The organism is Thermodesulfobacteriota bacterium, assembly GCA_040757775.1.
GTDB lineage: Bacteria > Desulfobacterota > UBA8473 > UBA8473 > UBA8473 > UBA8473.
Genome location: JBFLWQ010000036.1, coordinates 1 through 18490, shown reverse-complemented (window position 1 = coordinate 18490; position 18490 = coordinate 1). Strand labels below are relative to the sequence as shown.

Sequence of the window (18490 nt, the reverse complement as noted above, 5' to 3'; positions counted from 1 at the left end):
TTTCTATTATTATAACGGAATTCGAGTTCTTTTAAATATAATGGAAACTTTTCTTTTGAGACACCATGATGTTTCATAAGTCGTTCTTTGGCAAAACTCCAGAAGCCTTCAATACCGTTAATATATATTTTGGGTATTAGTAAGAGTTGTTTTTTATGCGGGTGTCAGATCCGCAACCATCGAATGCCGGGAAGCGGAAATGAAGAAATGGCTATATGATTTCAAATTACTGGCTGAAGCGTCTGATGTAAAGGAAAAGCAGATTGTTGACCATATCGGTTTTCCTAATAAAGTTCGTCAATGTGTATTGAACGCTCAGTCTTTTAGCACTCTGCTTGTTTCATTTGGTTCATTTCAACAGTATTTCCGGCGGTGGGGTATCAATAACTTGAACCCAGACGAAAAAAGTCTTGACTCGATTAGAAAAGACTTACGCTCACGTTTTGTAGGCATAGGTCCCGTCAACGTCAATCATTTTTTGTCTGAACTTGGGTTAAACGTCTTGAAGCCTGACAGGGTTATCTGTCGTATTTTCTATAGACTGGATCTCATTAAAAGCCCTGATGATACGGACGGAGCGATAGCCGTGGGGCGTGATTTTCAACAAGCAGTCGGGAAACCGCTACGAGTTATTGACATAATCATAGTCAAATATGGGCAGATCGGAAAATCGAAAGATTTGGGAACGAACGGAGGTATTTGTTTGGAAAACGATCCGAAATGCTATATGTGTGACGTTCTAGACTACTGCCACTGGAACCGTAACAGGTAAGAAATGGTCTGAGGTTCCTCGACAGGGAGGCATAACCAGCGGCTTCACAGCGACCGCTTACAGCGGCGCGTGAGCCTTCGCGTTAGGGATACCAATCATTTATCTTCTTTCGCGGCATCATTGTATAGAATAAATTCCTTGCGCCTTTAACGTACGGATAACCGTGTCCATCCATTGCTCATCTACTATAGTGCCACCATTAGCAATAACTCTATTGATCTGCACGATGGTTTCAGGTTGAAACAGCGCATATACGCTGTCCTTACTATCAATGTGGGGGCGCCTTTCAACGTCAGCGAATTTTACTGCCATATTTGGGTCGTTTAGAATAAATAATTTATTATTTTTTTGAATGGGTTCCTGGAAGTTAACTTTATTGACGCGCATCCACTGATTACCATTGAATGACAAGAAATGTCGCTTGGAAGATTGATAATAATTCAAGATCATCTTTGTTAAGACATCTATTTGTGAAGACATCATAGTTGTTCTAAAAATCATCATAGTGCCCATTTCAAACGATGCGCCATTATCGCCGTTCAAGTCAGCACCAATAACTCCACCAGGAACATCTATTCCTCCTAAATCAATCTTGAATGGAAGTTGCATGTATTTAATTTCTTTCCCGTCAATGATCATACGCAATAACGTAGACTGACCATCTATGCCAAGTTCACAAATTAAGTAATAGGGTTTCCCAAAAGGAATACCGCTACTTCCAATGGGAAGTTTAATGTTATATGGTTCGTCCTTGGCATCTATGAATAAAAATGTGAAAATATTATCAGGGGAAATGTAGATAGATAAGCGACTTCCATTAACTCGGCCAAAATCAAAAATGTATTTTCTGCGATTTGCTGAAACGTCGTTAAGTTTAATTAATGCCTGAAGAGATATTCCTGGGAAGTTTTGCGAAAACAATCCTGCGGAAACTTGTTGTTGCTGTTGAATTGCGGCTTTTTCTGCAGATTGTCTAGTCTGTAGATTTGGCTTAATCCACCATGAAATTGAAGTTAATATAATTCCTAAAAACAAACACATTATAATACTAAGGTGCATTCCTTGTTCTATGCGAGAAATTCCAAAGCACCCAAGCAAAAACGCCAAGATTAAAAGAACATTAGAGAAATTAACGCTAAGCCTCCCACTGAAAGTAACAGCAGCAAGAATAAGCGCGATAATACCCCAAGTAATAGGACTATTGAAAAAAAAGTGTATTTTATCTGTCCACATTTTTTCATTTTATCACCCTTGTTTCTTGTGTCAAGTATATAGCCACCTATAGTCACCTATTTTATGTATTGTCTTTTCAACCATAAAGTTTTAAAATCTCCTAACCATCAAAATCGGGAGGACTTCGCCTCTCATTTTGGCCGTTGCCCCAAAATATTCCTCATTAAGTAAGCCAGTTATGGTATAGTAGTTGACAGGAAGGCCACTATGAGATTTGAATGGGACCCAAAGAAGGCTGAGGCAAACATAAAAAAACATGGAGTTACGTTTCAAGAGGCAGCTACAGTCTTCGGAGATCCTCTGGCCATTACGTTCCAAGACCCGAATCATTCTGTGGATGAAGAAAGACAAATGACATTTGGCCTATCATTAGAAAAACGACTCATTGTTGTCTCACATACGGAACGTAAAGATAGAACAAGAATTATAAGCGCGCGTCTAATGGACCGCAAAGAAAGGGTGATATATGAGGAAGGTTAAGGAAACCGATGAACTCCGTCCTGAGTATAAACGGGAAGACCTTGGCGTGGGAGTCCGTGGCAAGTACTATGAAGAATACTGCAAAGGTACTAATCTTGTATTGCTGAGTCCTGATGTGGCAGAAGTATTCTCTACCGAAGAAGCTGTCAATGAAGCTCTGCGGTCTCTGATTAGTCTGGCAGAGAAATCAACGGGACGAACGAATCGTTCCACTGGATCGGCCAAAAAACGGGCTTCCCGGTGAACTTTCCGTTGGCTCGGAGCGCAGATACCCAGTAATGGTGTTGTGGCTGGCTTACATCATGGATGGTAACGGGGTCGGACCACAGCAAGTATAGGATATTGTAATGGATAATCCAGAACTGACCCTCTGAATATGCCTATAACGCGTGTTTGGGTAAGTTATTTCTAATTTTTTGATCCTTTACAAATCCGTTAATAATGATCTGAAAATAGAAAAGCAAATCCTCGTATAACCAACCTGCCATATCTATATATGCCTTTCCCATTGACACACAAGGAGCTTTATCCTATACTTGACTTGCCAAAAAGGGAATTCTTATCAAAAAATAACCCACAACCATTTTGCCTGATAATACTGAATTTTGGTTCTTCTACCAAAATATACGGTTAAATTGGGAAAAAGGGATATTGGGGGACATCCTAATTACGAGAAAGGGGGATTAATTAACATGAAAAAAACTAACCTGTTTTTTAGATTGGCTTTTATTTTCTTGTTTGTCCTTTGTGTTTTTGGGTTTTCTCTTGGGATAGCTTCAGCCCATTGTGACACGATGGCGGGGCCGGTTATTCATGATGCCAAAATGGCTCTGGAAAAAGGCGATATCACACCGGTGCTTAAATGGGTTAAGAAGGCTCAGGAAAAGGGAGTTCGAGATGCCTTTAAAAGGGCACTGGCGGCCAAGACCAAAGCTCCAGCAGTAAAAGAAAAAGCCGAAATGCGTTTTTTTGAAACCCTGGTCAGGATTCATCGGGCTGGAGAGGGTGCACCCTTTACAGGACTCAAACCGGGTGAAGCCATTGAACCGATTGTTGTTGCTGCCGATAAATCTTTAGAGATGGAGAATGTAGATGAATTACTTAAGAAGGTAACTGATGAAGTAGCTGCCGGGATTCGCAAACGCTTTGACCATGTGGTCGAGAAGAAAAAACATGTTGATGAGAGTGTTGAAGCCGGGCGGGAATACGTTGCCGCCTATGTGGAGTTTACCCATTATGTTGAAGGGCTTTATCAGAAGGCATCAGGAGAGGGTGCCCATCATCACGGAGAAATGAAAGCGCATAAACATGTAGGAAAAAAGCAGGAAAACCCCCCTTCTCCTCATAAGCATTAAAGGGGTTTAATAAACAGCAAAGATGATAGAATTAGGAAAAGTCCCCCTGATTCCAAATGATCGGATCTGTTTTTTGAATTCCGTTAAACAAAAGCAACAGAAGAATTAAGGAGGCCTATCCATGAACCAGACTTATAAGCATCGTCTTCAAAAGTGCAGTTTGTTGATGGAGGCGGCCGGCCTGGACGCCCTTCTGCTGACCAAACCCTCTAATATGTTCTACCTGACCGGCGACGGGCGCCTCTGCGCTTATGCCATGATTACTCAGGAAGGAAGGGTGGCTTTAGGGGTTCCTCAAACCGATATCGAAGATGTGAAGAAACTGGCTTCCTTCGATCATATCGTGGGATTTGAAGATGAAGTGGGAATGATTCACTCAATTGCCCACTACTTCAAGCATTTTGAGATTGAACAGGGACAAGTTGGATTGGAATTTACCTTTTTGACCCAGTCCATGATGAGCATGCTGACCCATCCCCATGCCAAACCCAAGGATGTCATCGTTAAAGATGCCACTGCCATCCTATCTGAACTGCGCTTAATCAAGGATGATAGAGAAATCGAACTCATGCGTAAAGCGGCTCGGGTGGCATCTATCGGGATTAAGGCTGCTGTCGAAGCCGTTAAGCCGGGGCTCACTGAAAGCCAGATTGCCGCAGAAGGCGAGTACGTCATGCGCCAGACCGGGGCAGAGGAATTCTGGAGGACATATGTTTCTTCCGGGCCGCGGACAAATATTGCCCACGGATTGCCGACTTCACGAAAACTGGAAAACGGCGATTTAGTTATGATCGATATCCATCCCATCGTCAATGGGTACAGTTCCGACATCTGCAGGACCGTTTGTGTGGGGAAACCGACCCCGGAACAAAATGCCGCCTATGACCTTTATGTTAATGCCCAGCAGTCCACCATCGTTAAAATTAAAGCCGGGGTAGGCATGGTCGAACTCGAAGAGACCATGCATGGGATCTTCAAGGATGCCGGTCATGGCCCGCATATCTTCGGGCCTCCCATCCATGGGGTAGGCATCAATTTTGAGGAATCACCTTTGCCGCCTGGTCATGCCTTTTTCCATGGTGAGAAGGAACCCCCTCCACTCCCTGTCAATGTCGTCATCGCTGTCGGCAACTGTGGGTTATATACCGGTCCCTGGGGGGTGCGGGTGGAAGATACGGTTGTGGTCGGAGACGAAGGCCCCGTAGTCCTAACAGAATTTCCATATTTCCTTGAACTTAAGGGTTGAACGGACCCAGCGCGTCTGCCCTAAATCCACAGCCGAGGACGGGGTTATTTTTACCGGCACTTATAGAAGGGTTGGGTTAATAGGCATCGCTGTTGGGCTTTTTAAGATTGCCCTGGTAATAGCCACCTTTAAAGCCCATCCAGTTCTCTCTTCTGTAAAAAAATCAACTTTTTAGTATCCCGATTAGAAACCACGACTATTTTAACTTGATTACCGCAAACGTGGAGGCGGTCGTTATGCCTTGGATGATTTTCTACCAGCAAGCGGCCATTGTTTATAAGGGTATCTTGAGCAAAATATACTTAGACTGACCAGGAGGAGATCATGGCGTTTAGAATTAAAGATAATATTTCATGGATAGGAAAGATTGACTGGGAATTGCGTAAATTTCATGGAGAAGAATACTCGACTCATCGGGGCTCAAGTTACAATTCCTATCTGGTCAAAGATGAGAAAACGGCCTTGATTGATACGGTGTGGGGAAAGTTTTCGGGTGAATTCGTGCAAAACTTGAGAAAGGAGATACCCCTGGAAAAAATTGATTTTGTCATCGCGAATCATGCGGAATCGGATCACAGCGGCGCATTACCTGAACTAATGCGCCATATACCCGAAACACCGATATATTGCACTTCCAACGGGGTGAAATCTCTGACAGGTCATTATCATCAGGATTGGAACTTTCGAGTTGTGAAGACAAGGGATAAACTCAGTCTCGGATCAAAGGATCTGGTATTCATTGAAGCTCAGATGCTACACTGGCCTGATAGCATGATGTGTTACCTGACCAAAGATAACATCCTCTTCAGTAATGATGCTTTTGGACAGCATATTGCATCTGAACTGATGTATAATGATTTGGTGGATCAAGCAGAGTTGTTTCAGGAAGCCATTAAGTACTATGCCAACATTCTGGCACCTTTTAGTGCCCTGGTCGATAAGAAAATAAAGGAAATAGTTGCATTGAATGTTCCTGTGGATATGATCTGCCCGAGTCATGGTGTAATATGGAGAAAAGAACCGTTGCAGATCGTGAACCAATATGTTCAATGGGCCAATAGCTACGCTGAAAATCAGATTACGATTGTCTACGATAGCATGTGGGACGGAACGCGGCAAATGGCAGAAGCAATAGCAAAAGGAATCATGGAAGCTGATCAAACCATTGCAGTAAAGTTGTTTAACATAGCAAGATCAGACAAAAATGATGTGATTACAGAAATCTTTAAGTCCAAAGCGATTCTGGTCGGGTCCCCCACTGTTAATAAGGGCGTTCTTTCCTCAGTTGCCGCTATTGTGGAAGAAATTAAGGGCTTAAGATTTCAGAACAAGAAAGCTGCGGCATTCGGCTGTTATGGTTGGAGTGGCGAGGGGGTAAAGGTTATATCGGACAAACTTAAAGAAGGTGGATTCCAACTATTCAATGATGGAATACGAGAAAAATGGAACCCGAAAACTAAAGCAGTTGACAACTGTATTTGTTTTGGAAGAGACGTTGCCTTGAACCTGAAATAACACTCACATACTTCCTATAATTAGGAGTGCACCGCCGATCAACAGTGACCAGAGTACCACGGAGTTCGATCCGAGGAGATACTCTTTAATGATTTTATATAAATCTACAGAATTATCCATCCCTCTATGCAGTGAAGAACAGTGGCACTAGTATTGATAAGAACTCGCTTTTCGATGGGCCGAGTATGTGAAAATGACGATTTTGTGTCAAGAAGAAACTGGTCACAAGGGATAATCCTGGTCTCGATAGAGGTTATTCGTCAAAGACCTTTTCAAAGACCTTTTCACTTGACACATAACTGGCTTTATCCTATACTGCCCCAAAAATAAAGAGGTAATTTCTATCATTGATGTGGAGTGTGAGGTGGATAATCTATGACCATTTTCTCCAAGAAGCAGACAGAGGTCAGAGAAATGATCGACAAGTATCTGGACAGGGTCGATTTTTGCATACGGCAGTTTCGCGATTCCATGATGAGGTTCCTGTCCAATGGGTGTACCCGGGAATTCATCTGGGATGTGGAAAAGGCACACAAGTTTGAGTCTGAGGCAGATGATTTGCGACGTAAAATCCAGATGACCCTCTATGGGAAGGCTCTTCTTCCTGATTCCCGTGGGGATTTGCTGACGCTGCTGGAATTTTACGATCGTATTCCCAGTGCGGCGGAAGATGCCCTCTTTTTGACTAAGATATTATGCCTGGATATACCGGAGGACTTGCTCGAAGACTTGGAGAAACTGGTAGAGATAAATGTAGATGCCTACCGCCTGATCCGCGAATGCATGAATACACTCTTCGAAAATCCCCATGAAACCCTCTACCAGACACGCGGCGTCGATGCGAAAGAAAGTGAATCCGACAAGCTGGAACGCTCTATTATAGAGCGGGTCTTCAAGTCGGACATGGCCACAGGCAAAATGATGCTGCTGAAAGAACTCGTCCAAACCATCGGCCAGATCTCTAACCGGGCGGAAAATACCGCCGACCGTATTAGTATCGTGGCTATCAAGAGACAGATTTAGAAATCATGTGGCAGATTATTTCAGCAGTCTTCCTGGGGTGGTCCTTAGGAGCCAACCATACAGCCAACGTATTTGGCACAGCGGTAGCTTCTCGTATGATTCGCTTCTGGACTGCTGCCATCGTATGCGCGGTCTTCATCCTTCTGGGAGCCGTTCTGCAGGGCCAGGCAGGGATGGCTACTTACAGGGCAATGGCCGGAGTCTCTCTCAATGCGGCATTTCTTGTTGCCCTTTGTTCAGCCCTTACGATCACTCTGATGACCTACCTTAAATTTCCTGTCTCGGTTTCACAGGCTGTTGTTGGTTCACTGGTGTCTATTGGGCTTTTGGAAGGCAACTTCCATTGGGAGGTTCTGGTGAAGGTGGTGATCTGCTGGGTGGGAACACCCTTAGGGGGGATGATCTTTGCCATCATCCTCTATTTCCTGGTGGGTAAATTTATGAATGGGTTGAACCTCAATCTCTTCCAGCACGACAGATACCTGCGCTGGTGTCTCATGGTCGTAGGCGGGTATGGCGCATATGCCTTAGGGGCAAACAATGTAGCCAATGTTACAGGGACATTTACCGGTCCCGAAATGCTTACACCGTTTCAGGCTTGTCTGATCGGTGGACTCAGCATAGGGCTTGGCGTACTTACATACGGTAAAAAGGTAATAATGACGGTGGGCAAAGATATAGTCAGACTCGATGGTTACACTGCCTTCATCGTTATTCTGGCAGAAGCAATCACTGTCCATATCTATGCTGGCATTGGGGTCCCTGTCTCCACCAGCCAGGCTGTGGTAGGGGGAGTAATGGGCATTGGACTGGTTAAGGGTGTCAGAACCGTCAACTTAAAGAAGCTTTACCAGATCTTCTATGCATGGGTGGGGACTCCTGCCATCTCCTTTACAATAACCTTCCTTATGTACCTTATGTTCAGCCGTGTTTAGTATACTGTAAACCTTCCAATTAATCTATATGAATTCCAAAAGATGATCCCAGAACACAGGTTCCTGATACATCAGTATCCCCAAAAGTATTTTAACTTGACACAAAAGATGAATTATAGATAATCAATAAAAGAGGTGAGGCAAGAGACTATTTAAAGGAGGTGCTTAAATGGCTAAGATTGATTTGATGGAGGTTCCAAAGAAGACCCTGGTTGATCTTTTAAAGATGTATTCTAAAAATGCTTTGAGTATTGATGGATTATGGTTCATCAATGTTGAGGAGAAGTTCGGTTTGGATACGGCTATTGAGATAGATACAATGGTGTGGGAGAGATATGGTGTGACAGAGGCGAGGAGGATAAAGAAGGTATTGAATATCACTGAGGAGGGTATCTCTGCCCTTGTTAAGGCCCTTAATTTTCAGATATGGATTCCCGGAATGGAATACGAGTTCCCCGAGGTTACAGAAAAGAGGGCAGTATTTAATGTGACAGATTGTACTGTCCAGAGGGCAAGGATAAGGGATAATAGACCGGAGTTTAAGTGCAAACCCGTTGGATTGGCACTATTTGCCCCTTTTGCAGAGACAATTGATCCTGGAATAAAGATGCGGTGTTTAGTCTGTCCCCCTGATGAGCATCCAGAAGACGTATGGTGCAGCTGGGAGTTCCAACTGGAAGGTAAATCCGGAGATAAGATCAATGAGGGTGGCAAAATTGATTATTCTGATCTTTCAGAACAGACACTGGTGGAACTGATAAGGATGTATTCCAGGAATGTAATCACTATAGACGGTCTGTGGTTCATCAATGTTGAGGAGAAGTTCGGTTTGGATACGGCTATTGAGATAGATACAATGGTGTGGGAGAGATATGGTGTGACAGAGGCGAGGAGGATAAAGAAGGTATTGAATATTACTGAGGAGGGTATACCTGCCCTTGTGAAGGCCCTTAATTTTCAAGTATGGGTTCCCGGAATGGAATACGAGTTCCCTGAGGTTACAGAGAAGAGTGTAGTATTCAATATTACGGATTGTACCCCGCAAAAGGCAAGGATAAGAGACAAGAGAGGAGAGTTTCCTTGTAAACCAGTGGGGGTAGCCCTGTTCAAAAAGTTTGCAGAAACAATAGACCCGAGACTGAAGATGAAGTGTTTGATATGTCCACCCGACCATCATCCGGAAGATGTATGGTGCAGCTGGAAGTTCCAGCTGGAAGAAGAGATATAGGTCACAATGAAATATTTCAAGACGGACTATATAGGACATTAATAAGTTTTGAGAAATTGTTGATGTTCATAGGATAGTAGCATTTTAACGAAATAACCTTTAAGGGGATTGCCTATGATTAGCATTCAACCAATGAAAGTTTTTATGGAGCCGAGATCAATTGCCATCATTGGTGTCAGCAGGGATACAGGGGAAGACTCATTCAATATCTTTGAGAATATACTGAACTATGGGTTCTCGGGAAAGGTTTACCCTGTAAATCCCGGCGTTGATCGGATTCTGGGAGTAAAAATCTATCCTAGCGTAGTTGATATCTCTGAGGAAATTGACCTTGCCGTGATAGCCAGCCCCAGGTCTACCGTTCTTAACATAGTGAGAGAGTGCGCTGAGAAGCATGTAAAGGGAATAGTTATAGTAGCTCAAGGCTTCGGTGACGGCGACGAGGGAGGCAAAGCGTTACAGGCAGAAATGATAGGTATAGCAAGGGAAGCTGGAGCAAGGATAATGGGTCCAAATAGCTTGGGAATAGCTAACTCCTTTTGTAATTTAAACACCTCTTTTGCCCAGGCGAAATTGGATAATGTCCCAGTAGGGATTATTTGTCAGAGTGGGCTTTTTTTTCCTGGCCCCCCAAGATTGGTATTGGCGGGAAAGGCCATCGATTTGGGTAATGCTTGTGATATTGATGTCTCTGATGGATTGGAATATTTTGAGACCGATCCAGATATCAAACTCATAGTACTCTATGTTGAAGGAATAAAGGAGGGGAGAAGGTTCGTTGAAGTAGCCAGCAGAGTTGCTAAGAAAAAGCCTATCCTTGCTTTAAAGTCTGGAAGAAGTGAGTATGGAAGGAAAGCAGCTGAGTCCCATACCGGCTCATTAGCAGGCAATGATGAGATTTACGATGCTGCTTTTAAGCAATGCGGGGTAATCAGGGCAATAGATATTGAGGAACTTGCTGATTTAACCAAAGCCTTCTCATCCTTGCCTCTTATAAAGGGAAGAAGGATTGGAATTATTTCTATGAGCGGGGCTGGCGGAGTTATAACTGCTGATGCTTGTCAGCGGAATAAACTTAAAGTGGCTGAATTATCACCGGGGACTCTCGTAGAAGTCAGGCGTCTCTTCCCCCCATGGCTGGCAATAAGCAATCCTTTTGATGCTTGGCCTGCCTTTCAGGTTTCAGGATACCCTTACAAAGAGGTGGTGAACAGGGCATTAAAACTTATGCTGTCTGACGAAGGAGTAGACGGCGTTGTTTTCATCTCTGGAATATTCGGCAAAGAAGAGTCATTTGATCCTTCATCAGCTATTATACAGGCTGTTAATACATTTAAAGACAAACCGGTTGTCTGCTGGCTCTATGGAAATTATGCTGACATAGCAGCGAAGTTGGAGGAAAGTGGTAAGTTAGGCGTTTTCCCCAGTTGTGAACGAGCTGTGAATGCATTGGCTCGACTCCGAGAATATGCCGAGTTCTTGGAAAGGAACCCCTCTCTCCTTCGTCCGGATTTTCTCAGTGGATTATAAACAGAGGAGAGGCAAGATCAGGTAAAAGGATAAAGATTTTAAAGGAGGCAGAAGATTATGACAAACAATAACAACGAAAATCCCTATTTTATCCGTTTAAAGAACATGGAAAAGACCACAAAATGGTTGAAGGAACAGAGGGCAAAAAAGGCAGTGGAGGCATTGAAGAAAAATGCATTTGAGGCGCAGTACGTTGACGATGAGGAGACTGCTCGTGTGGAGATTCTCAAACTGATTCCCAAAGAGGCGAAAGTGGGGGTAGGGGGTTCTATGACCATGAGGCAGATTGGAGTTTTGGATGTCCTTGAAGAGAAGGGTAATGTGATCTATGACCACTGGAAGCCCGGATTATCCCCGGAAGATGTATTAAAAATAAGAAAAGCCCACTTAACCTGCGATGTCTTTCTGACCAGTGCCAATGCTGTTACAATGGAAGGTATGCTGGTAAGTACAGATGGGGCAGGAAACAGGGTTGGGGCTATGATGTTTGGTCCTGGAAAGGTAATAATTGTGGCAGGAGCCAATAAGATTGTGAATGATCTGCATAGTGCCTTCAGACGCATTAAAGAGGTTGCTACCCCTCAAGTGGTTAAAGATATGGGTTTAGAGATTCCCTGTGCAGTTACCGGCTTTTGCAGTGATTGTAATTCTCCTATGCGGGCATGCAGGGCGACGGTTATCTTAGAGAGAAAACCCTTCTTTTCTGATATCCATGTCCTGATAGTAGGTAAGGATTTGGGATTTTAGGTGATTGACAGAAGAATCAAGCGGATTTTGATCATTAGAACGGGGGCAGTAGGTGATTTCATATTTACCCTGCCGTCCATCAGGGCCATACGCAAGCACTTCCCAGATGCCTATATAGAGGTGATGGGTTATTCAGAGAGGGCTATCCTTGCGAAGAATAGATATTATGCTGACAGGGTAAGTTCCATAGATCGCCATGGCATCTCATTATTCTGGGTCGAAGACAGTGAGTTGCCGGAGGACCTCAAAGAGTACTTTGGGAGTTTTGGGTTAATTGTCCTTTACAGTTATGATAAAGATGGAACCTTCTCAGACAATTTGCGAAGAACAGGGCATTTAAACGTAATTACTATTAAACCATTACCGCCCTCCAGAGACCATAGACATATAGTGGATTATTTCTTGGATTCTCTCAAGTCCTTTGGCATACAGAGCGATGATCCCATACCAAGGATATTCCCCGAAGAATCCAGCAGGGCTTATGCCATTAGATTCTTTCGGGATCACCACCTGGAATCTGGAAGGGATAGTTTTGTGATCGCCATTCATCCTGGCAGTGGCGGGCATAAAAAGAAGTGGCTAAAAGAACGTTTTGTATACGTGGCAGATTGGTCGGCTGATAAGTGCAACGCAGTGGTGCTGTTAATCTCCGGGCCAGCGGATACCGAGGCAGTTAATGATATATTAAAGGGTCTTAAAAAGGCTAAACCCATTTTGTTACAGGGGATTTCACTTGCCCAATTGGCGGCTATTATTGAGAGATGCCATTGTTTTTTGGGGGTTGATTCAGGTATAACGCATCTGTCAACTGCAGTGGGTACCCCTACTATTGCTGTCTTTGGACCCACGGATCCTGATATTTGGGGGCCGAGGGGGGATAATGTGTCTGTAGTTAGAAAGGAACTGGATTGTTCACCATGCACCAGGGAAGAATTGAGTCTATGTCAAAACCAGAGGTGTCTGCAACTCATTGGGGTTGAAGAGGTTATTGAGGAGATCGAGTTAGTGCTTGACTGTCATAACGTCTTTAATATATAATGTTTATCAAAACTGTTAAGAAGTAGCTTTCCCCTGCTTAACCCTTCGATTGGTGATGGAAAGCTACTTTTTATGTTTTTCAGTACAGACAATTTTATCGAGGTCTAATATGACTGAACAGAAGTTTGAAGATGCGGTGAAAAAGCTTGAGTCAATCGTAACCCGACTTGAGGATGGTGATATACCCCTTGAAGAATCCCTTAAACTCTTTGAGGAAGGGGTTAAACTTTCCAGATTTTGTGCAAAGAAATTGGATGAGGCAGAGAAAAAGGTTGAGATCCTTATTAAAGATAAGAACGGAAGGTTAAAACCTCAGCCTTTCGATGTAAAAGAGGAAGAGGGGGAAATTGACTAGAGGGGTAATTCTTTGGACTTAAGGATTTATCTTCAGGAAAAGAAGAGATTGATAGATGATGCATTGGAAAGATACGTGCCGTTTCAGGATGGGCATGCCTCAACTATTTACAAGGCTATGAGATACAGCCTCTTTGCCGGAGGGAAAAGGCTACGACCAATCCTGACCATTGCCTCTTCTGAGGCGGTAGGCGGATATACAGATTCTGTACTTCCTTTTGCATGCGCCATTGAGCTGATTCATACTTATTCACTTATCCACGATGATTTACCAGCCATGGATGACGATGATTACAGACGAGGGAGCCTTACCAATCATAAAGTTTATGGGGAGGCTGCTGCCATACTTGCAGGTGATGCCCTGCTAACAGAGGCTTTTCGATTAATGACAGATTCAAACACCATTTCCGGGATCGATCCCAATACCATTTTATATGTAATTAATGATATAGCCGATGCTGCCGGAGCATCCGGGATGGTGGGAGGACAGATGGAGGATGTGGAGTCAGAGGGAAAGGAGGTCGGTCTTCCCGAATTAGAGTATATCCACACCCATAAAACTGGAGCCCTTATCGCTTCTTCTGTCAGAACCGGTGCAAGGTTGGGCGGAGGAACGGAAGAGGAGATCGGGCTATTGTCCATGTATGGTTCAGCTATTGGGTTAGCCTTTCAGACTGTTGATGACATCTTAAATGTGGAAGGCGATGAGGCCCTTTTGGGCAAAAGCGTTGGGAGTGATGCAAACAAGAAAAAGGCAACCTATCCTGCGGTGTTGGGCATCGATGATTCAAAAAAGATTGCTAATGAGTTTATAGGTAAGGCTATTGGTTATCTGAGACAGTTTGATGATAAAGCAGAGCCCTTAAGGATGATTGCAAGGTATATTGGAGAAAGAAAGGCGTAGGGAGGGAAGACACTTTTTTATGGCCAGATTACTCGATAGGATTGACAGTCCTGCTGACATTAAGTCTTTTACTTTAGATGAATTGGTACAGCTTGCAGGTGAGATGAGAAAAGAGATTATCTCCGTTGTTTCCAAAAACGGCGGCCATCTTGCTTCAAGCCTTGGTACCGTGGAGCTGACTATTGCCCTTCACTATGTATTTAATGCCCCAAGGGATAAGCTCATCTGGGATGTGGGTCATCAGTCCTATGCTCATAAGATATTAACTGGCAGGAGAGACAGGTTTCATACCTTACGACAGTATGGAGGGATTTGCGCTTTTCCCAAAAGGGATGAGAGCCCTTACGATACCTTTGATGTTGGGCATAGCGGCACCTCAATCTCGGCGGCATTGGGGATGGCGGAGGCCAGATGCCTTAAGGGCGAAAAATACAGGGTTATAGCTGTCATCGGTGATGGTTCTATAGCTGCTGGATTGGCATTTGAGGGACTTAATCAGACAGGACATCGAGAAAAGGATATGATAGTTGTTCTCAACGACAATGAGATGTCCATTTCACCCAATGTAGGTGCCCTTTCATCTTACCTCAACCGTATCATGACGGGACAGCTCTTTACCAGGTTTCGGGCTGAGATGAAGAACTTTCTCAAAACAATCCCAGGCATTGGAGAGTCTGTGTTAAAACTGGTTAAACAGGCAGAGGAATCTTTTAAAGGTTTAATAATCCCAGGATTATTCTTTGAGGAGTTGGGATTCAGGTATGTAGGTCCAATTCAGGGGCATCGTCTGGACCATCTGATTGAAAATATGAAGAATGTTAAGAACCTGAAGGGGCCTGTTTTGGTTCATGTCATAACAACCAAGGGAAAAGGTTATCCTCCTGCGGAGAAGGACCCCATAAATTTCCATGGAGTTGGCTCCTTTGACGTGCAGACGGGTAAACCTTTAAAAGAGGGGGGGAACCCTTTCACCTATACTGAGGTTTTTGCTGATACCATAGTTAGATTGGGTAGAATGGATAAAAGAATAGTGGGAATAACTGCCGGAATGTCTTATGGAACGGGTCTTCAAAAATTTTCTGAAGAATTTCCAGACAGGTTTTATGATGTGGGGATAGCAGAGCAACATGGGGTGACCTTTGCTGCCGGTCTGGTAACAGGAGGCTTTATACCTGTAACAGCTATATATTCCACATTCTTACAGAGGGCATACGATCAGATTGTTCACGATGTATGTATGCAGAAATTGCCTGTTATTTTTGTACTTGACCGTGCCGGAATTGTTGGGGAGGATGGTCCTACCCACCATGGCCTGTTTGATTACTCCTTCCTGCGCCATATCCCCAATATTATAGTGATGGCGCCAAAAGACGAAAATGAACTTCAGCATATGCTTAAAACAGCTGTTGATTGTGGCAAACCTGTTTCAATAAGGTATCCTCGTGGTAAAGGGTATGGCGTAAAACTTGACACTGAATTAAAGGCATTAGAGATTGGCAGAGCAGAGGTTCTTACAGAAGGGAAAGATGTTTTGATTCTTGCAATAGGCTCTATGGTTTATCCTGCTCTAAATGCCGCCAGACGTCTTAGAGAAGAAAATATCGGAGTAACAGTAGTTAACAGCCGTTTTGTAAAACCCCTGGATGATGAGCTGATCATTACCCTTGCGAAGAAAATAAGGAAGGTTATTACAGTAGAAGAGAATATTCTTGATGGTGGCTTTGGTAGTGCAGTTTTAGAGCTTATGGAAAAGAACGGTCTTCATAACTTAAGGATAAAGCGTATAGGTATCCAGGATAAATTTATAGAGTGCGGTCCCCAAGAACTTCTTAGAAGCAGATATGGATTGGATGAAGTGGGCATTATCCGAACAGTTAAGAGTCTGCTGGATTGAGACCTTTGAAAAATGCCCAATTTGTCATTGCGAACGAAGTAAAGCAATCTCATAAGATGTTGATTATCAAAGAGATTGCCACGGCGTGCACACGCCTCGCAATGACTGAAAGCGAGTTTTTTAAAGGTCTAAAACTGTAAACGGAGAACCGTGAACGGTTACCTGTTTTAATACCTGACCGCTTTTATCCCTTTTTCTTTTAGAAAAGACGCGATATTTTTGTCCACATTGGCTTTTATGAGAAGGATTTTAGGCAGATCGTTTCCCTGAAGTAGAAAGCCAGGGATTGCAATTGTAATATTGTGGGGGTTTCCTTTTTGGGCAGTATCAAACTCGAATGTGGAAGATGAGAACTCTATACCAAGAAAGCCCAGCACCTTTGAAATTACTGATTCTGGGGCTTCATTTTTTTGCACTTCCAGAATCCTGAGTTTATTCTCGGCAAGCATCTCTGCTATGTCCTCGGGTAGGTCGTTAAGACTTATAATACAATCACGGGTTCCTCTCTTCAGGAATATATCTGCTGTAATTCCGACGTTAAAACCACTACTGCTTGTACTCGATAGAGGCAACTTTACACCTACCGTAAAGGGTTGATCTATCAAGGTTAAAAGAGCACGGATTAATACATTATTATTTGAGGAATCCAGGGAGATAATCTCTTCTTCCTCACCAGTGATAGCTTTTTTCTGATACTGCCCCTGTTCCTTCTTCGCATCTGAAAAGATATCTATAACCCTAACCCCGAAACTTTCAATGTAATCTTTGATTGTTAGGGGCACCTCTTTTTCTTTTCTGTCTATGATATTGACAACGTATACCCGATTTTTGAACAGGCTGTCTTTTTCTTTAAAGATTACCCAGTCTGACCATATCGTTGTGGTTATTTTGCCCTTTAATATCAAAGGCTTGTCTCCCCTGGTTATTGAGTAATGACCCGACAGGGTAAGAAGTCTGTTGAGGATAGATTCTATGCTCTCATACTTCTGGATATTTATAATTTTATAATCCTTCCAATTTGATTCTATCAGCTTTTCTATTTTTGCCGGTAATTGGTCCCCGACATCTATGATTACCTTCCCTCCACTTTTCATTTCCAGTATGGGAAAAGTTTCATTATCTAAGGTTAGCTCTCCCCCGCCAGGAATTGGAATATAATAATTACCTTTATCGATATAGTGGTCCCCGGTATTTTTAAAAATGGTTCGAATAAAATCCTTAATGCCTTCCAGTCCGGATTCAGTACGGAAAGGTATTGTCTTCTCTATTTTAACTGAAGCCGCTTTGTCCTTAGTTTCAGTAGGGATGGATGGATTTTTTTCTAGATTGGTTTCTTCAGCTATTGAAGGCTTAGCGGCTTTCTCTTCAACAAGTTTATTTTCCTTCTCTGAGATTGATTCATAAACCGGAACAAGTATCTTTTTGTGGACTATGAGCAGATTAGGGTCTTTGATGGTTGGATTTAACTTAAGGAACAGATTTATGTACTTCTTAAAGACCAGGTGTTTTGGCACTTTATATATATCCAATAAGATGCTTGAGAGATTCTGTCCGGGTTTTACTGTATGTTCCCTTATAGAGGAAGAAGCCTGTTGAGGGGATGAAGCTTCGCTCTCTTTTGTATCGGGATGATCTGCAACTTGCTCTGTTTCAGTTTCCACTTTAAGCGGTATAAAAATCTTTTGGCCGGGATAAATTTTATTTGCATCAGAAATTGAAGGGTTTAATCTTTTTATTACAGGGAAGAACTTCGACCTTTGATCCAAAGAAATTTTGTATCTATCCCTCAGTATCTTCCATAACCATTCTCCTTCTTTTATAATGTAAGGTTCATAATAGACTTTGAGGTTTTTATATTTTTTCACAGATACGGTGTTGGTAAGTGACAGATTTAAGTAGTCCTCTGTGTCTGTTGCTTCTCCTTTATAAAACGGCAAAAGGAAAAAGGTCAAAAGCAGGGTTATTAAGACTAAGACCTTTTTCATTTTCTTATCCTTCCATGGGATTAGGGTTTCAATTAAAGCCTTATACTTCAGGATTGACAGTTTGCAAAAATTATTTATTTCTTATATCAGATTAAATATTTTATGTCAAGTGGTGACAGGCTGTGGTAGTGCCTCACTTTGAAAAAAAATGAAAAATAACTCTATTAATTATTCTTGTATTTGGGAAGAAAATGGGTTAAGGTTCACAGAAATTATTCGGCAAGAATACAGTGGGAATAATTGTATTATTA

Annotated in this window: 17 protein-coding genes and 1 pseudogene; 15 read left to right on the top strand and 3 right to left on the bottom strand. The window is 42.9% G+C overall.

Annotation, left to right across the window (positions count from 1 at the left end; translation table 11 throughout):
• Positions 1-131 (bottom strand): annotated as a pseudogene (locus AB1401_14630) (transposase).
• A gap of 68 nt (positions 132-199) precedes the next feature.
• Here AB1401_14630 and AB1401_14625 point away from each other — a divergent pair.
• Positions 200-772, top strand: coding sequence for a hypothetical protein (locus tag AB1401_14625; GenBank protein MEW6616686.1), 573 nt, complete (start codon positions 200-202; stop codon positions 770-772).
• A gap of 117 nt (positions 773-889) precedes the next feature.
• Here AB1401_14625 and AB1401_14620 read toward each other — a convergent pair whose 3' ends face one another.
• A complete protein-coding gene (locus AB1401_14620) occupies positions 890-2005 on the bottom strand; it encodes a hypothetical protein (protein MEW6616685.1) in 1116 nt (371 codons plus the stop codon).
• Positions 2006-2212: 207 nt separating this feature from the next.
• Between AB1401_14620 and AB1401_14615 the strand changes: the two genes are divergently transcribed.
• From AB1401_14615 to dxs, 14 genes are all read left to right on the top strand, one after another.
• Entirely contained in the window at positions 2213-2485 is a 273-nt protein-coding gene (locus AB1401_14615) for a BrnT family toxin (protein MEW6616684.1), read from the top strand.
• Positions 2472-2729, top strand: a complete 258-nt coding sequence (locus AB1401_14610; GenBank protein MEW6616683.1) for a hypothetical protein — start codon at positions 2472-2474, stop codon at positions 2727-2729. The genes AB1401_14615 and AB1401_14610 overlap by 14 nt, the downstream gene beginning before the upstream one ends.
• Before the next feature lie 448 nt (positions 2730-3177).
• The gene (locus AB1401_14605; GenBank protein ID MEW6616682.1) at positions 3178-3840 is read left to right on the top strand and encodes a DUF6448 family protein; all 663 of its coding nucleotides are present in this window, start codon (positions 3178-3180) and stop codon (positions 3838-3840) included.
• 121 nt (positions 3841-3961) lie between these two features.
• Positions 3962-5086 (top strand): Xaa-Pro peptidase family protein, encoded by a 1125-nt coding sequence (locus AB1401_14600; GenBank protein MEW6616681.1) that lies wholly within the window; start codon positions 3962-3964, stop codon positions 5084-5086.
• A 324-nt stretch (positions 5087-5410) separates the two neighbouring features.
• Positions 5411-6601, top strand: a complete 1191-nt coding sequence (locus tag AB1401_14595; protein ID MEW6616680.1) for an anaerobic nitric oxide reductase flavorubredoxin — start codon at positions 5411-5413, stop codon at positions 6599-6601.
• A 375-nt stretch (positions 6602-6976) separates the two neighbouring features.
• Positions 6977-7624: a DUF47 family protein gene (locus AB1401_14590; GenBank protein MEW6616679.1), complete on the top strand. Its 648-nt coding sequence runs from the start codon at positions 6977-6979 to the stop codon at positions 7622-7624.
• Positions 7625-7629: 5 nt separating this feature from the next.
• Positions 7630-8559 (top strand): inorganic phosphate transporter, encoded by a 930-nt coding sequence (locus AB1401_14585; protein MEW6616678.1) that lies wholly within the window; start codon positions 7630-7632, stop codon positions 8557-8559.
• A 169-nt stretch (positions 8560-8728) separates the two neighbouring features.
• Positions 8729-9787, top strand: coding sequence for a DUF6125 family protein (locus AB1401_14580; GenBank protein ID MEW6616677.1), 1059 nt, complete (start codon positions 8729-8731; stop codon positions 9785-9787).
• Positions 9788-9901: 114 nt separating this feature from the next.
• Positions 9902-11317: a CoA-binding protein gene (locus tag AB1401_14575; protein MEW6616676.1), complete on the top strand. Its 1416-nt coding sequence runs from the start codon at positions 9902-9904 to the stop codon at positions 11315-11317.
• A 57-nt stretch (positions 11318-11374) separates the two neighbouring features.
• Positions 11375-12064, top strand: coding sequence for a lactate utilization protein (locus tag AB1401_14570; protein ID MEW6616675.1), 690 nt, complete (start codon positions 11375-11377; stop codon positions 12062-12064).
• Positions 12065-13102, top strand: coding sequence for a glycosyltransferase family 9 protein (locus tag AB1401_14565; protein MEW6616674.1), 1038 nt, complete (start codon positions 12065-12067; stop codon positions 13100-13102). It begins immediately after the preceding gene.
• 109 nt (positions 13103-13211) lie between these two features.
• Positions 13212-13457 (top strand): exodeoxyribonuclease VII small subunit, encoded by a 246-nt coding sequence (gene xseB / locus AB1401_14560; GenBank protein MEW6616673.1) that lies wholly within the window; start codon positions 13212-13214, stop codon positions 13455-13457.
• Between the two features lie 12 nt (positions 13458-13469).
• On the top strand, positions 13470-14360 hold the full coding sequence (locus AB1401_14555; protein MEW6616672.1) for a polyprenyl synthetase family protein: 891 nt from the start codon (positions 13470-13472) through the stop codon (positions 14358-14360).
• A gap of 19 nt (positions 14361-14379) precedes the next feature.
• Entirely contained in the window at positions 14380-16254 is a 1875-nt protein-coding gene (gene dxs / locus AB1401_14550; GenBank protein MEW6616671.1) for a 1-deoxy-D-xylulose-5-phosphate synthase, read from the top strand.
• A 167-nt stretch (positions 16255-16421) separates the two neighbouring features.
• On the opposite strand, the gene AB1401_14545 is transcribed toward dxs, so the two are convergent.
• Positions 16422-18239, bottom strand: a complete 1818-nt coding sequence (locus tag AB1401_14545) for a LysM domain-containing protein (protein MEW6616670.1) — start codon at positions 18237-18239, stop codon at positions 16422-16424.
• Positions 18240-18490 lie beyond the last annotated feature (251 nt).

Coding starts and splice junctions, on each gene's coding strand:
- AB1401_14625 (MEW6616686.1), top strand. CDS start 200: ATGAAGAAATGGCTATATGATTTCAAATTACTGGCTGAAGCGTCTGAT.
- AB1401_14545 (MEW6616670.1), bottom strand. CDS start 18,239: ATGAAAAAGGTCTTAGTCTTAATAACCCTGCTTTTGACCTTTTTCCTT.
- AB1401_14590 (MEW6616679.1), top strand. CDS start 6,977: ATGACCATTTTCTCCAAGAAGCAGACAGAGGTCAGAGAAATGATCGAC.
- AB1401_14610 (MEW6616683.1), top strand. CDS start 2,472: ATGAGGAAGGTTAAGGAAACCGATGAACTCCGTCCTGAGTATAAACGG.
- AB1401_14620 (MEW6616685.1), bottom strand. CDS start 2,005: ATGTGGACAGATAAAATACACTTTTTTTTCAATAGTCCTATTACTTGG.
- xseB (MEW6616673.1), top strand. CDS start 13,212: ATGACTGAACAGAAGTTTGAAGATGCGGTGAAAAAGCTTGAGTCAATC.
- AB1401_14570 (MEW6616675.1), top strand. CDS start 11,375: ATGACAAACAATAACAACGAAAATCCCTATTTTATCCGTTTAAAGAAC.
- AB1401_14615 (MEW6616684.1), top strand. CDS start 2,213: ATGAGATTTGAATGGGACCCAAAGAAGGCTGAGGCAAACATAAAAAAA.
- AB1401_14595 (MEW6616680.1), top strand. CDS start 5,411: ATGGCGTTTAGAATTAAAGATAATATTTCATGGATAGGAAAGATTGAC.
- AB1401_14575 (MEW6616676.1), top strand. CDS start 9,902: ATGATTAGCATTCAACCAATGAAAGTTTTTATGGAGCCGAGATCAATT.
- AB1401_14600 (MEW6616681.1), top strand. CDS start 3,962: ATGAACCAGACTTATAAGCATCGTCTTCAAAAGTGCAGTTTGTTGATG.
- AB1401_14580 (MEW6616677.1), top strand. CDS start 8,729: ATGGCTAAGATTGATTTGATGGAGGTTCCAAAGAAGACCCTGGTTGAT.
- AB1401_14605 (MEW6616682.1), top strand. CDS start 3,178: ATGAAAAAAACTAACCTGTTTTTTAGATTGGCTTTTATTTTCTTGTTT.
- dxs (MEW6616671.1), top strand. CDS start 14,380: ATGGCCAGATTACTCGATAGGATTGACAGTCCTGCTGACATTAAGTCT.
- AB1401_14585 (MEW6616678.1), top strand. CDS start 7,630: ATGTGGCAGATTATTTCAGCAGTCTTCCTGGGGTGGTCCTTAGGAGCC.